Origin of the sequence: Streptomyces sp. NPDC056231 (assembly GCF_048270745.1) — a bacterium.
Classification (GTDB): Bacteria; Actinomycetota; Actinomycetes; order Streptomycetales; family Streptomycetaceae; genus Streptomyces.
In genome coordinates this window covers 17,528-31,418 of record NZ_JBLVKW010000042.1, presented here as the reverse complement: position 1 = coordinate 31,418, position 13,891 = coordinate 17,528, and the positions used below count along the sequence as shown (strand labels likewise).

14 protein-coding genes and 1 pseudogene are annotated in these 13,891 nt (G+C 71.7%); 10 read left to right on the top strand and 5 right to left on the bottom strand.

From position 1 onward, the window contains the following. Positions 1-20: 20 nt before the first annotated feature. The gene (locus ACNPQM_RS27310) at positions 21-1,631 is read left to right on the top strand and encodes a Na+/H+ antiporter (protein ID WP_418086078.1); all 1,611 of its coding nucleotides are present in this window, start codon (positions 21-23) and stop codon (positions 1,629-1,631) included. Here ACNPQM_RS27310 and ACNPQM_RS27305 read toward each other — a convergent pair. The 4 genes and pseudogenes from ACNPQM_RS27305 to ACNPQM_RS27290 all read right to left on the bottom strand — a co-directional run bounded on the left by ACNPQM_RS27305 (position 1,598) and on the right by ACNPQM_RS27290 (position 4,744). Continuing rightward, positions 1,598-2,515 carry a 1-aminocyclopropane-1-carboxylate deaminase/D-cysteine desulfhydrase gene (locus ACNPQM_RS27305; protein WP_358859746.1) on the bottom strand — a complete coding sequence of 306 codons (918 nt, stop codon included), beginning with the start codon at positions 2,513-2,515 and terminating at the stop codon, positions 1,598-1,600. The genes ACNPQM_RS27310 and ACNPQM_RS27305 overlap by 34 nt on opposite strands. A gap of 116 nt (positions 2,516-2,631) precedes the next feature. Continuing rightward, positions 2,632-2,877: pseudogene (locus ACNPQM_RS27300) on the bottom strand (N-acetylmuramoyl-L-alanine amidase); the annotation flags it as partial. Positions 2,878-3,014: 137 nt separating this feature from the next. After that, positions 3,015-4,211: a globin domain-containing protein gene (locus ACNPQM_RS27295; RefSeq protein ID WP_418086077.1), complete on the bottom strand. Its 1,197-nt coding sequence runs from the start codon at positions 4,209-4,211 to the stop codon at positions 3,015-3,017. Positions 4,212-4,297: 86 nt separating this feature from the next. Beyond that, positions 4,298-4,744 (bottom strand): RrF2 family transcriptional regulator, encoded by a 447-nt coding sequence (locus ACNPQM_RS27290; protein WP_358859748.1) that lies wholly within the window; start codon positions 4,742-4,744, stop codon positions 4,298-4,300. A 177-nt stretch (positions 4,745-4,921) separates the two neighbouring features. On the opposite strand from ACNPQM_RS27290, the gene ACNPQM_RS27285 reads away from it, so the two are divergent. The 6 genes from ACNPQM_RS27285 (at position 4,922) to ACNPQM_RS27260 (ending at position 10,590) form a co-directional block, all read left to right on the top strand. Further along, on the top strand, positions 4,922-6,328 hold the full coding sequence (locus ACNPQM_RS27285; protein WP_418086076.1) for a family 2B encapsulin nanocompartment shell protein: 1,407 nt from the start codon (positions 4,922-4,924) through the stop codon (positions 6,326-6,328). Between the two features lie 298 nt (positions 6,329-6,626). Beyond that, positions 6,627-7,670, top strand: a complete 1,044-nt coding sequence (locus ACNPQM_RS27280; RefSeq protein WP_418086075.1) for a family 2 encapsulin nanocompartment cargo protein polyprenyl transferase — start codon at positions 6,627-6,629, stop codon at positions 7,668-7,670. A gap of 125 nt (positions 7,671-7,795) precedes the next feature. Then, complete coding sequence (locus ACNPQM_RS27275; RefSeq protein ID WP_358859751.1) at positions 7,796-8,392, top strand: GNAT family N-acetyltransferase; 597 nt, start codon at positions 7,796-7,798, stop codon at positions 8,390-8,392. Positions 8,393-8,459: 67 nt separating this feature from the next. Continuing rightward, a complete protein-coding gene (locus ACNPQM_RS27270; protein WP_418086074.1) occupies positions 8,460-9,128 on the top strand; it encodes a DUF6304 family protein in 669 nt (222 codons plus the stop codon). A gap of 128 nt (positions 9,129-9,256) precedes the next feature. Further along, complete coding sequence (locus ACNPQM_RS27265) at positions 9,257-10,228, top strand: DUF1648 domain-containing protein (protein WP_418086073.1); 972 nt, start codon at positions 9,257-9,259, stop codon at positions 10,226-10,228. Between the two features lie 2 nt (positions 10,229-10,230). Beyond that, positions 10,231-10,590: a GntR family transcriptional regulator gene (locus ACNPQM_RS27260; RefSeq protein ID WP_418086072.1), complete on the top strand. Its 360-nt coding sequence runs from the start codon at positions 10,231-10,233 to the stop codon at positions 10,588-10,590. Positions 10,591-10,609: 19 nt separating this feature from the next. Here ACNPQM_RS27260 and ACNPQM_RS27255 read toward each other — a convergent pair whose 3' ends face one another. Then, positions 10,610-11,065: a group II truncated hemoglobin gene (locus ACNPQM_RS27255; RefSeq protein ID WP_358859755.1), complete on the bottom strand. Its 456-nt coding sequence runs from the start codon at positions 11,063-11,065 to the stop codon at positions 10,610-10,612. Positions 11,066-11,474: 409 nt separating this feature from the next. On the opposite strand from ACNPQM_RS27255, the gene ACNPQM_RS27250 reads away from it, so the two are divergent. The 3 genes from ACNPQM_RS27250 to ACNPQM_RS27240 all read left to right on the top strand — a co-directional run bounded on the left by ACNPQM_RS27250 (position 11,475) and on the right by ACNPQM_RS27240 (position 13,853). Further along, positions 11,475-12,479 carry an NAD-dependent epimerase/dehydratase family protein gene (locus tag ACNPQM_RS27250; RefSeq protein WP_418086092.1) on the top strand — a complete coding sequence of 335 codons (1,005 nt, stop codon included), beginning with the start codon at positions 11,475-11,477 and terminating at the stop codon, positions 12,477-12,479. A 103-nt stretch (positions 12,480-12,582) separates the two neighbouring features. After that, positions 12,583-12,945: a DUF952 domain-containing protein gene (locus tag ACNPQM_RS27245; RefSeq protein WP_418086071.1), complete on the top strand. Its 363-nt coding sequence runs from the start codon at positions 12,583-12,585 to the stop codon at positions 12,943-12,945. After that, positions 12,942-13,853 (top strand): NAD(P)H-binding protein, encoded by a 912-nt coding sequence (locus ACNPQM_RS27240; protein WP_418086070.1) that lies wholly within the window; start codon positions 12,942-12,944, stop codon positions 13,851-13,853. Before ACNPQM_RS27245 ends, ACNPQM_RS27240 begins: the two co-directional genes overlap by 4 nt. Positions 13,854-13,891: the final 38 nt, after the last annotated feature.

Genomic DNA, 13,891 nt, shown 5'->3' with positions numbered 1-13,891 from the left:
ACGGATGCGAGGACCGTGAGATGGACGCATTGCCGCTGGTGGCACTGGTCGCGGCCAGTGCCGCGATCGCGGGCGCGGCGAGGCGCACCCCGGTACCGGCCCCGTTGCTGCTGGTGACCGCGGGGCTGCTCGCGTCCTACCTGCCCGGGGTGCCGACGTACACCCTGGACGCGCACATCGTGCTGCCGCTGCTGCTGCCGCCGCTGCTCTACACGGCTGCGGTCGACAGCTCGTATCTCGATCTGCGGGCCAACATCAGGCCGATCGCCCTGCTCTCCGTCGGCTACGTCCTCTTTGCGACCTTCGCGGTCGGCTGGCTGGCGTACTGGCTCGTGCCCGACCTGCCGCTGACCGCTGCGCTGGTGCTGGGCGCCGTCATCGCGCCGCCGGATGCCGTCACGGCCGCCGCCATCGCCCGTCGGGTCGGGCTGCCCGCCCGGGTCACGACGATCCTGCAGGGCGAGTCCCTGGTGAACGACGCGACCGCGATCACCGCCTTCAAAGTGGTGCTGGCCGCAGCCGTCGGCGAGGGCATGAGCTGGGGAGCCGGGATCGGCGAGTTCTTCCTGGCGGCGGTCGGCGGTGTCGGGGTCGGCCTGGTGCTGATGGTGCCGCTGCACTGGCTCCGTACCCATCTCGGGGAACCCCTGCTGCAGAACACCCTGTCGCTGCTGATCCCCTTCGTGGCGTACGCGGCGGCGGAACGGGTGCATGCCTCCGGAGTGCTCGCCGTGGTGGTCGTCGCGCTCTACCTGGGGCACCGCTCCTGGCAGGTCGACTTCGCGACCCGGCTCCAGGAGGCGGCCGTGTGGAAGATGGTCGCCTTCATCCTGGAGTCGGCGGTTTTCGCGCTGATCGGACTGCAGCTGCCCTTCGTGCTGAAGGGGCTCGGTACGTATGCCGTCGCGGAGGCGCTCTGGTATGCGGTTGCCGTGTTCCTCGCCGTCGTTGTGGTCCGCTTCGTCTGGGTGTACCCGGCCACGTACCTGCCCCGCTGGCTCTCGCGCCGGATCAGGGAACGCGAACCTGGGACCAACTGGACATCGCCCCTGATCGTCGGCTGGGCCGGTATGCGCGGCGTCGTCTCGCTCGCCATCGCCTTCTCCATTCCGGTGCTGACGACCGCAGGGGCCCCCTTCCCGGCCCGCAACCTGGTGCTCTTCCTGACCTTCACGACCGTCATCGGCACGCTGGTCATCCAGGGGCTCACCCTGCCGCTCCTGGTGCGCGTCCTGAAGCTCCCCGGGCGCGACGCGCAGGCCGAGACCCTCGCCGAGGCGCAGGCGCAGAGCGAGGCGTCCGCGGCCGCCGAGGCGCGCCTGGAAGAGCTCCTCCAGGACCCGCGCAACTGCCTGCCCGGACCGCTCACCGACCGGCTCCGCACCGTCCTGGAGCGCCGCCGCAACGCCGTGTGGGAGAGGCTCGGCGCCGCCAATCCGCTGACCGGGGAGTCGGCGGACGACACCTACCGGAGGCTGGCCGGCGAAATGATCGAGGCCGAGCGCACCGTCTTCGTCCGGCTGCGGGACGAACGCCGGATCGACGACGAGATGCTGCGGAACCTGCTGCGGCGGCTGGACCTGGAGGAGGCGGCGGCCTACCGGGAGGAGTCCGACGCCCCCCAGGGCTGACCCGTGACGACAGCGGCGACCGTGGTGCCCGGAGCGAACGCGCCCTCCTGGGCGAGTGTCGTCAGTCCATAGAGCAATTTAGCGACATAGAGACGCTCGACGGGCAGCCCGTGCCGGTCCTCGAAGTCGTCGGCGAAGGCGTGCAGCTCCGGTGTCGTCCGGGCATAGCCGCCGAAGGTGAAGCGTTCGTCCAGCGACCACGCCCCGGCCGGGCCGCTGAACGCCTCCCGCTGCAGCTCCCGTACCGCGTCCCCCAGGAAGCCGCCGCGCAGCACCGGGATACCGAGTGCATGCTGACCGGGTGCGAGGCCCGCGGCGAGACCGGCGAGGGTGCCACCGGTGCCGCACGCCACCGCGACCACATCGGCCCGGCCGCGCAGTTCCTTCCCCAGCTCTGTGCAGCCCTGTGCCGCCAGAGCGTTGCTGCCGCCCTCCGGGACGACCACGCAGTCCTCGCAGTCGCTCAGCAGCCCCGCCAGGACCGCTGGATCGCTCTTCGCGCGGTACGTCGCACGGTCCACGAAGCGCAGACGCATGCCGTCCGCCGCGCACTGCGCCAGCGATGGGTTGAGCGGGCGGCCGGCCAGCTCGTCGCCGCGCACGACGCCGACGGTCGGGAAGCCGAGCAGCCGGCCTGCGGCAGCGGTGGCGCGCAGATGGTTGGAGTACGCACCGCCGAAGGTCAGCACGGTGCGCCCGGCGGCGGCCGCCAGGTTGGGAGAGAGTTTGCGCCACTTGTTGCCCGGCAGATCGGGGTGGATCAGATCGTCGCGTTTGAGCAGGAGCCGGACGCCGTGCCGGGCGAAGCGCTCGTCCTCGGCCGGTTGCAGGGGCGACGGGAGCACCGGCCGCAGCCGGGAGAGGGCGGGCGGATCGGAGGGCATGGGCCCATTGTCGCCCGGCACCCCGGTGACCTCGGGCGGGGGCGTACGGCTACGCCAGCCGGTCATGGATCCGGGCGCGCAGGCAGTCCGTCGTGAAGCCGCGCGGATCGGCCTTGCCGGGCTGCCTTGGCGATCACGCCGTGACAGAGGGGGCCGGGAAGCTCCGGGTGGCCGTCACAGCAGATGCGGACGGTGGCCTCGGTGCCCCTGGTGGCGGTGTGATGGATCATCACGCCGTTGACGGGTCCCCAGGGGCCCTTGTGGTTGCGGTTGTGCGTACGCCAGTCGCCGGCCCGGACGACGGCGAGTCCTTCGTGCATCAGGACTTCGAGGAAGGTGCTCGCGGACCTGGGTGAGGACATGGCCGACTCCTTGTGCGCGTGGGGAGCGAATCCTTGCAGCGCTTGTACCGGAGTGCCGGACTCCGGGCCGTTCCCGGGCCCCCTGTTCGGGCGGCGTGCGAGCCGATCCGGTCAAGTCCGCGAGCACCCAAGGCGGTTCAGTCCTGGGCGAGCCACAGGTCGGGGCCGAACACCTCGTAGTGGATGTCGGACGCCGGGACACCCTTGGCCAGCAGCTGGGTGCGCACGGCCCGCATGAAGGGCAGCGGACCGCAGAGGTATGCGTGCGTGCCGGGCAGGACCGGGATGCTGCCCAGGTCGACCAGGCCGGTGCGGTCGGCCGGGTGGCCGGGCTCCGGGTTCTCGTACCAGAAGTGTGCTGCGGCGTCCGGCAGCTTGGCGGTGAGCTGCGCATGGTCGGCGCGCAGGGCGTGGTCGGCGGGGGAGCGGTCGCCGTGCACGACGGTGACCGGGGCCCGGTGGCCGGTCGCCGCGAGGTGCTCCAGCATCGACAGTATCGGGGTGGAGCCGATGCCCGCGGAGGCGAGCAGCAGCGGGGCGTCGACGGCGTCGATGACCAGATCGCCGTACGGGGCGGAGACGCGCAGCCGGTCACCGGCGCGGGTGGTGGTGTGCAGGTGCGCCGAGACCTCGCCGTCGGGCGAACCGCCGCCGTGCACCCGCTTGACGGTGATCGAGTGCAGCTGGGACCCGGGAGCGCAGGTGAGGCTGTACTGCCGGATCTGCCGGGCTCCGTCGGGCAGTTCCACCTGCACGGAGACGTACTGACCGGGCCGGAAGGCGGGGGCGGGCGCGTCGTCGGCCGGGCGAAGCTGGAAGGTGGCGACGTCGTCGTTCTCCTCGATCCTCGCGACCACCTCCCATTCACGCCAGACGTCACCGGCGACGAGGCCCTGCTGGGCGTAGAGCCGGTCCTCGATGGCGATCAGGGCGTTGGCCATCAGCCAGTAGACCTCGTCCCAGGCGGCCGCGACCTCCGGCGTGACCGCGTCACCGAGCACCTCGGCGATGGCGGCGAAGAGATGGGTGTGCACCACGTCGTACTGTGCGGCGGTCACGCCGAGCGAGGCGTGCTTGTGGGCGATGCGGCTGAGCATCACGTCGGGACGGGTGTCCGGGTTCTCGACCAGCTGGGTCGCGAACGCGGCGATGGACCCGGCGAGGGCCTGGCGCTGGGCGCCGGAGGCCTGGTGACCGCGGTTGAAGAGGTCGCGCAGCAGCTCGGGGTGGGCGTCGAAGAGTTTCTGGTAGAAGAGATCGGCGATGTCCCCGATGGCTGCGCCGACGGCGGGGAGGGTGGCACGGACGGTGGCGGTCGACGACTCGGAGAGCATCGGGCGGACTCCTCGGGGTGCTGAATTGGTATTTTGGATTCTTATTTTTGGGCAGACGTGAGCCCGGGCTGTGCCGGGCGGGGGATTCAGTCGGCGGGACGGCTGCGGCTGATGCCGATCAGCAGGGGGCCGGTGGGGGAGGTGACGAGTTCGGTGACGGTGATCGGGTCGAGCGAGGCGTAGAAGGCCTCCTCCGCCAGGCGCAGGGCGCCGCGCAGCCGGCAGGCCGAGCGCAGCGGGCAGGGGGTGCTGCCCTCGCAATCGACCACATCGCCGGGCCCTTCGAGCTGGCGGACGAGTCCGCCGATCGATGCGGACCGGCCGGCTTCGGTGAGGCTGAGCCCGCCGCCGCGGCCGCGTCGCGCCTCGATCAGGCCGAGGTGCTGGAGCCGGGCGACCACCTTCGCGGTGTGGGTGTACGGCACCTGCATGGTCGCCGCCACCTCCCGGGTGGTCGGCGGTTCCTCGTTCTCCACGACGGCGAGGCGCATCAGTACGCGCAGCGCCACGTCTGTGAATCTCGTCAGCCGCATGACCGTCACGTTAGATAACTTGCATCCAGGATGCAAGTTATTGGCGCCCGGAGGCATCGCGGAGCGTCGTGCCCAGCCCAAAGCCCGATTAGTCACACTCTTTTGTGTAATGGCGTGCCCAGTCCCCATCCTGAAAGGCTTTTCACGCAGGTCAGCCGATGATCGAGAGGACGTCAGATGTCCGTTGGTGAAGAGGTTCAGAACGCGCAGGTATCGCCGCAGCAGAGTCTGGGCACGGCGGCCGCGCGGAACCTCGCGACGACCACCAAGTCCGCTCCGCAGATGCAGGAGATCACCTCGCGGTGGCTGCTGCGCATGCTCCCCTGGGTGCAGGTGCAGGGCGGCACATACCGGGTGAACCGCCGGCTGAGCTACTCGGTCGGAGACGGCAGGGTGACCTTCGTGCAGACCGGCGACCGGGTCACGGTGATCCCCGCGGAACTCGGCGAGCTGCCCGCCCTGCGGGACTTCGCCGATGAGGAGGTGCTCGCCGAGCTGGCCCGCCGGTGCGAACAGCGCGAGATCGCCGCAGGTCAGGTGATCGCCGCGGCCGGGGAGTCGGCGGACCGAGTCTTCCTGCTGGCGCACGGCAAGGTCGAGAAGGTAGGCACCGGCCCGTACGGCGACGAGACCGTGCTCGGGGTGCACGCCGACGGGGCGTACTTCGGCGACCACTCGCTGATCGAGGGCGACGCCGTCTGGGAGTACACCGCACGTGCCGTCACGGCGTGCACGGTGCTCACGCTGAGGCGGGCGGACGTGCTCAACCTCGCCGAGCGGGCGGAGCCGCTCCGCGCACATCTCACCGGGCTGCTCAACATCCCCCGCCAGCGCACCAACAAGTACGGCGAGGCGGAGATCGACCTCTCCGCGGGCCATGTCGGCGAGGCCGTCGTGCCGCACACGTTCGTGGACTACGAATCCGCCCCTCGTGAGTACGAGTTGAGCGTCGCCCAGACCGTGCTGAAGGTCCACAGCCGGGTCGCCGACCTCTACAACCAGCCGATGAACCAGACCGAGCAGCAGTTGCGGCTCACGGTCGAGGCGCTCCGCGAGCGCCAGGAGCACGAGCTGATCAACAACCGCGAGTTCGGGCTGCTCAACAATTGCGACTACGGGCAGCGCCTCCAGCCGCACGACGGGGTGCCCAGCCCCGACGACATGGACGAGCTGCTCTCGCGCCGCCGCGGATCGAAGCTCTTCCTCGCGCATCCGCGGGCCATCGCCGCCTTCGGCCGCGAGTGCAGCAAGCGTGGACTGGTGCCGGAGAGTGTGGAGATCGGTGGACACCATGTGCCCGCCTGGCGCGGGGTGCCCATCCTCCCGTGCAACAAGATCCCGGTCACCGACGCCCGCACCACGTCGATCATCTGCATGCGAACGGGCGAGGCAGAGCAGGGGGTCATCGGGCTGCAGCAGACCGGCATCCCGGACGAGATCGAGCCGAGCCTCTCGGTCCGGTTCATGGGTATCGACGAGCAGGCGATCATCTCGTACCTGGTGACGGCGTACTACTCGGCGGCCGTCCTGGTGCCGGACGCCCTGGGCGTCCTGGAGAACGTCGAGGTCAGCCGCTGGCGCTGACGGTCAGAGGGCCCGGACCGGACGGCCAGGATCCGGGTCCCGGCCCGTGACGGCCTCGGCCCGGGGTGCGCCTGCGGGCGGACGACGTCACCTGCGAAAGACGCCCCAGGGTGCCCCACCGCAATGACCGCGTGGACACCACCCACTCACCGAGTCCATCCATGCCCCGGGTCCGGGTTGCTCCGGACCCGGGTGCTCACCGAAACCACCCGTACCCCCGGTCCGGAGGTGCGCCTGGCCGGGGTGCCCCGAGCCGGCGTACCCCGGTCAGGGGATGCCCCAGGGGGAGCCTGTGACCATGATTAGTACGGACGCCGCCACCGAGGGCAACGAGGCTGCGGCGCTCCTGGAATGTGCCCGGAACCTCGTGGACCCACAACTGCGGTCCGCGGTCGAATCGTTGCCCGGATCCGTCCGGCGCGTGGCGATGTACCACTTCGGCTGGGAGCGCGCCGACGGCTCCGCGGCCGGCGGGCAGGCCGGCAAGGCGATCAGACCCGCGCTCGTCCTCGCCGCGGCCAGGGCATTGGGCGGCGACCCCGAGTTGTCGGTGCGGGCAGCCGTGGCCGTGGAACTGGTCCACAACTTCAGCCTCCTGCACGACGATGTCATCGACGAGGACCGGACCCGCAGGCACCGTCCCACGGCCTGGACGGTCTTCGGTATCCCGGCCGCCGTCATCACGGGCGACGCCATGCTCGCCCTCGCGCACCGGCTGCTCGCCGAGGACTCCCGCCCGGTGTCGGCGCGCGCCTCGGCCCGGCTCGCCGGCTGCGTCATCGAACTGTGTGCAGGTCAGCAGGCAGACTGCTCCTTCGAGAAACGCGGCCCCGACGAGGTCTCGCTGGACGAGTGCCTTGCCATGGCCACAGCCAAGACCGGCGCCCTGCTCGGCTGCGCCTGCGCGCTCGGCGCGCTGTACGCGGGGGTGGGGGAACGGGCGGTCGGCGCGATGGACGGCTTCGGACGGGAGGCAGGCCTCGCCTTCCAGCTCATCGACGACCTGATCGGCATCTGGGGAGACCCGATGCAGACAGGGAAGCCGGTCGGGGCGGATCTCGCCGCCCGCAAGAAGTCTCTGCCGGTGGTCGCCGCACTGACCTCCCACACCCCGGCCGCGGCCGAACTCGCCGGGCTCTACCGGGGCTCCATGAGCACGCCGGGCGAGGTGAGCCGCGCCGCCGATGCCGTCGACCGCGCCGGCGGCCGGGACTGGGCACAGGCCTGTGCGGGGGACCGAATGGCCCGCGCCGTCCACCATCTGTCCCGGGCGGTTCCCGACCTGACCGCGGCGGGTGACCTGCTGGCCCTGGCGGAGTTCGTCACCCGTCGGACGCACTGACCGGAGAGAGGAGGGAAGCGGGGACCGGCCGGGCTCCCGCCGGACCCGTACGGCTTCAACTTTAAGATTCTGTAGGCAGGTTGAGGTCGCGCGAGTTCATGGGCGAGTGAGGGCGGGAGCCGGGCATGGGTGTACGGATACGGCAGGCGCACGCGGCGGACCGGGAGCAGGTCGTGCGGCTCCTCGACGAGTCGTTCCACGACGACCCGGTCAGCAGCTGGGTCTTCCCGGACGAGGCGCACCGCCGGGCCGTTCATGGAAAGTTCCTCGGCGTCTTCGTCGACGTCACACTCGCCGAAGGCCGTATCGATTTATTGGAGGACGGAACGGCCGTCGCGTTGTGGCTGCCGGTGCCCGCTGGTGCGCCCACGGAAGAGGACCCCACCCCTGCGCTGATGCGGGCGACCGCGGACCCCGACAACGAGCGGACCGAGCTGGTCGGGAAGCTGACGGGTGCGATCCACCCCCACGACCGGGCCCATGAGTACCTGCTCATGATCGGGGTGTCCCCGGAGCGCCAGGGAGAGGGGATCGGGGCGGCCCTGATCGCCGAGGTGCTGGAGCGCTGCGACCGCGACGGTGTTCCCGCCTATCTGGAGGCGAGCAGCGCGCGCAGCCGCCGGCTCTACGAACGGCTCGGGTTCACCTTCATGGGCACGACCGTGGATCTTCCGGACGGGCCGGCGATGTGGCCCATGTGGCGGGAACCGCAGGCGGGCTGAGTCCCCGCGGCACGCAAGCGGAGGGCGGCAGGGGGACGCCGGCGGGCACGGGCTACAGTCCGTGCTCATGACAGACGAGTCATGGGCAGGCTGGTACCGGGACCGCCAGGGTTCCGACGCCATCATCCTCACCACCGACGGACAGCAACTCCGCATCCGGATCCGGGGCGTCGATTTCGAGGGCGAGAGCTTCGACGACCTCGGACCGGCCCCCGGAATGCAGCCGGAGAGCGGCATGTTCGCCCTGGCGGACGGCGCGCTCACCGACTGCGTGCTGGAGTGGGACCTGCCGCTGCCGGTGATCTCGGACGGAATGGTCCATCAGGCCACCCTCAGCTGCCTGCTGTCGCTGCGCCGCCCCGACGCCGATCTCCATCTGGAGCTGCACTTCGGCGGCGCGGTCTACAGTTCGCGCCGGGCCGAGTGCGACTTCGCCACCGCTCTCGCCACGATCCAGCGCATCCTGCCGCCCGGAGTCCGTCTGCAGACCTGCATCGCCTGCGCGTTCTCGGACTACTTCCCGGCGCCCGGCCGTGGACTGTCCGGTGGCCTCGCCTGTTTCCGGGGTGCCAAGGACGCGTACCGGGGGGCGGCGGGCGAGGACGATGTTATCGGTCTGTGGGACCGGCGGACCGGATTCGTCCAGGAGATCTGGAGCTGCCGTGAGTTCGAGGCGCGCCCGGCGGAGGGTTCGGGCACCGGACACCGCGGCGCGTTCCCCCTCGAACACGCCTGACCACATTCTCGCCCGACGGCATGTCGGCCGACGCGCTGTGCCCTGTACCGGATGAACCTTCCCGGTGCGGGGCACAGCGCTTTACCGGCACCCCATTGTTCTACTAGCATGCGAACAAGGAGGTTTTCGTGAACCGTAAGAATGCCGGCTGCGCGATCCTGGTCGCCCTGCCGTTCCTGCTCGCGCTCATCGTCGACCTGGCCCTCTTGGCCGTGTTCCGCGACCGGCTGCCCGGACAGTTGGCCAGCCACTTCGAGGCCGGCGGGCAGGCGAACGGCCATGCGGGCCGGACGTCGTACGTCCTCGTCACCGTCGCCCTGTTCGTGGGGACCGGCGCCTTGTGGGCCACCATGACGGCGAAGGGGAATTTCTCCGGCCGGGCCTACCGTCTGCTGGCCGCCGGGGGATACGCCTTCGCCGGATTCTTCGGCTATCTGATGGCCGCTGTGCTGATCGTGAACCTGGACGCAGGTGAAGGCGCGCCGGGTGTGTCGTTCCCGATGTGGCAGCTGGCCGCCGCCCTCGGCGCCGGCGCGCTCGCCGCCGGTCTCGGATTCGTGCTGGCCGCGCTGGGCCCCGTACCGGAGCAGCCGGTCCGCTCCGCGGAGGCCATGGACGGAGAACGCATCGTGCTCGCCGACGGGGAGGTCGCCGGATGGGCACGCAGCGCCGACAGCTGGTGGCTGCCGCTCGTCGCGCTCGGACTCCTCGTCCTCGGAGTCGTCCTCTTCTTCGTCGGCAACTGGCCGGCCGCTGTTCTGCTGCTGATCGTCGGCATGGTGCCGGCCAGCTTCGCCCGGCCGTACGTGAGCGTGGACCGGCGGGGCATCGTCGTCTCGGGGATGTTGCCCTGGCCGCGCATCCGGGTGCCGCTCGAGCGGATCGAGGTGGCGACCAGCCGGGACATCAACGCCCTTGCGGAGTACGGCGGCTGGGGCTACCGCATCCGGCCTGGACGGACTGGGGTCATGATCCGCTCAGGCGAGGGGATTGTGGCGAGGCTGGTGAACGGGCGGGAATTCGCGGTGACCGTCGACGACTCCGCGACCGGTGCCGCGCTCCTCAACACCCTGATCGACCGGCGCCGGGCGGGGCACTGACCATGCTCTTTCGGGTCGATCCCACCTCCACCGTGCCGCTCGGCGACCAGATCGCGGCCTGCGTCCGCCGGGCCGTCGCCGACGGGGCAGCGGTCCCGGGCGAGCGGCTCCCCGCCGCCCGGGTCCTTGCCGAGTCCCTCGGCGTCAACGTCCATACGGTGCTCCGCGGCTACCAGCAGCTCCGCGAGGAAGGGCTGCTCGAACTGCGCCGGGGCCGGGGTGCGGTCGTCACCGGTGGCGCCTCGCCGCACCGCGCCCGGCTGCTGGAACACGTACGCAGGGTGGTCGCGGACGCACGCGAGCTGGGCATGACGGAGGACGAACTGCTGGCCCTGATCCGTACCGAACTCGACCGCACATAAAGGACGTTGTGGGCCGGGGTCAGCGCAGGCCGTCCCACCCCCAGCGCGGCGTCGGCCCGGGATCGCCGAGGTCTTCGCCGGCCGGGGACGCCGAGACATCGCGTGCGATCTTCGTGCCCCAGTCGAAGTACTCGACGACGCGGCGGCGCAGCAGCTCGTCGTCCGGCAGTTCCTTGTCGACCGCCGCCGTCATCAGCTCCATCCAGCGCAGCCGCTGCGGCTCGGTGATCGACAGTCCGAGGTGGGTGCGCAACAGTGCCTGGTGGCCGCCGAGCCTCGCCGTGTAGTCGGCGGGACCGTCGAAGATCTCGGCCAGCCACACGGCGACATGCTCGATGTGCGTCGGGGTGAAGCCCGCGAAGACAGGAGCGAGCAGCGGGTCGGCCAGCGCCTCGTCGTAGAAGGTGTTGCTCAGCCGGCGCAGCACGTCGATACCGCCGACGGCCTTGTACAGCGTTTCCGGACGCTCGCTCACGCGGATACCTCCATGGGTGGGCCCGGCCCTCGCGGACCGCTGGGCCCAGCATCCGTCAGGGGGCTCGGCCCCGCCGGGACCGTTCGCTGTCGGCGCATCAAGCGGGAGGACTCGTTCACCCGTTCCGTCCCCCCGCGGCACCGCCCTGCGCGGCGACTGCCTCACCGCTGCCTCCCTGCCGTCCTCGGCGAGGCGGTCGCGCCCTGAATCCGGTGTACGGGTAACGGGAAGCGGCCTGGCGGGAGGCGGCGCAGCGGGTGACCGGGTGCCGCCAGTGACTGGTGTGCCACCGCAGCACGCTCGCGCGGCTGCCCTGACGCCCCGCCCGGACCCCGCCGATTCCGCCCAGAGCGAGGAGCTGTTCCCAACTGCCCCGGCTGCGGGCAGAGTCGGCCCCATGAGGCTCTTGATCCTGGGCGGTACGGAATTCGTCGGGCGCGCCGTCACCGAGGCGGCGCTCGCACGGGCCTGGCAGGTCACCGTGTTCCATCGCGGCCGTCACGCACCCCCGGCGGGCGTCACAGAGCTGTTCGGCGACCGCACCGGCGCCGACGGACTCGTGGCGCTCGCCGCGGGTGCGGGGGAGCGCGAGGGAGGGGCGCACACCTGGGACCTGGTCGTCGACACCTGGAGCGGCGCCCCCTCGGCCGTACGGGACGCCGCCCGGCTGCTCGCCGGCCGTGCCGGGCAGTACGTCTATGTCTCCAGCCGTTCGGTGTACGAGTACCCCGCGCCGGCCGGACTCCCCGAGGACGGCCCGCTGGTGGCCGGGGCCTCGCCGGACGCCGGGGCGGGTGTCCCGTACCCGCAGGCCAAACGCGGCGGCGAACTGGCCGCCCTCGACGCGTTCGGCGACCGTGCCCTGCTGGCCAGGGCGGGGCTGATCCTCGGGCCGTGGGAGAACATCGGCAGGCTGCCGTGGTGGCTGCGGCGGATCGCCCGCGGCGGATCGGTACTGGCCCCGGGGGCACCGGACACCCCGCTCCAGTACATCGACGCCCGCGACCTCGCCAACTGGCTGCTGGACGCGGCGGAACGCGGACTGCACGGACCGTACAACGTGGTCAGCCGCCCGGGGCACACGACCATGGGTGAGCTGCTGGACGCCTGTGTCCGCGCCACCGGCTCCGGCGCCGAACTGCGCTGGACGGCCGCCGAGAAGATCCTTGCGGCGGGCGTCGAGCCATGGAGCGAGCTGCCGATCTGGCTGCCGCCGGGCGAGCTGTACGACACCATGCACCAGGGCGACGTCAGCCGGGCGCACACGGCCGGGCTGCGCTGCCGGCCGGTCGGGGAGACGGTCACGGACACCTGGGACTGGCTGTGCGGGCTGGGCGGCGTGGCGCCGCAGCGGCCGGACCGGCCCGCGGTGGGACTGGACCCGGAGACCGAGGCGAAGCTGCTGACGGACTGAGCCGCCGCCGGCACGACCGGGCGGATCGCGACGGCGCTGCTCGGCCGGTTCACTGGCCACGCCGATGGCCCGGAGGATGCGTCGACGCGGCTAGTTTGGCCCCATGGCCGAACTCCTGTTGCACCTCACCGAAGGCCCTCTGTGGGAGGCGGCCCGCGGGATCGGGACGTACGAGATGTCCACCCGCGGCCGCACCCTGCACGAAGAGGGCTTCATCCATTGCTCGCTGCCCCACCAGCTCCCCGGCGTGGCCGACATGCTGTACGGCGCCGGGGCCCCGGCCGATGCCGAGACCCCGGCCGACCTGGTGGTGCTCGTCATCGACCCCGCGCGGCTCTCCGTGCCCGTGCGGTACGAGTCGTTCGAGCCCGGCGGCGAGGAGTTTCCGCACATCTACGGCCCCGTCCCGGTGGACGCGGTCGTGGAGGTACGTCCCTGGCCGCGCAAGGACGGCAGCCCCGCATGAACACCACACCCCCCACCGTCGCCCCGATCACCGCGGTCACCGGGGCGAGCGGCGCGGTCGGCGGCCGCGTCGCGCAGCGGCTCGTGCGCGCCGGCGTCCCCGTGCGGCTGCTGGGCCGTGACCCGTCCCGGCTGCCCGACCTGCCCGGCGCGGTCGCCGCTCCACCCGCCTCCTACGGCGACGGGGCGGCCATGCGCCGGGCGCTCGCCGGGGCGCACACCCTGTTCCTCGTCTCCGCGCACGAGAGCCCCGGCCGGGTACTCGAACACACCACCGCGGTGGACGCGGCGGTAGCCGCCGGTGTCGAACGCATCGTGTACGTGTCCTTCCTCGGCGCCGCACCCGACGCCACGTTCACCTTCGGCCGCGACCACTGGCACACCGAGGCGCACATCCGGGTCTCCGAGGTGCGCTACACCTTCCTCCGTGACAGCTGGTACCTCGCCGGGATCCCGGCGATGACCGGGTCGGACGGAGTGCTGCGCGGCCCGGGCGGCGACGGCCGGGTCGCGGCGGTGGCGCACGAGGACATCGCGGACGCGGCGACGGCCGTCCTCCTGGCCGGCACCGGGAGTGCGGACAGCCGCCACGACGGGGCGACGTACGACCTCACCGGACCGGAGGCATTCACCCTCGCCGAGGCCGCGGAGGAACTGAGCCGGGCCACCGGACGGACCATCACCTACCACCCGGAGACCCGGGAGGAGGCATACGCGTCACGGGCGCAGTACGGCGCGGCGGACTGGGAGGTCGCGGGCTGGGTGACGTCGTACGAGGCGATCGCGGCCGGCGAGATGGCCACCGTCTCGGACGCCGTACCGCGTCTGACCGGCCGTCCGGCGCAGAACCTGGCCACGTACCTCCGGGAGCATCCGGACAGCTACCGGCACCTGCTCGGAACCGGCTGAACTCCCGGCGGTCCGGCCGGGACGCCGGCCGGACCGGA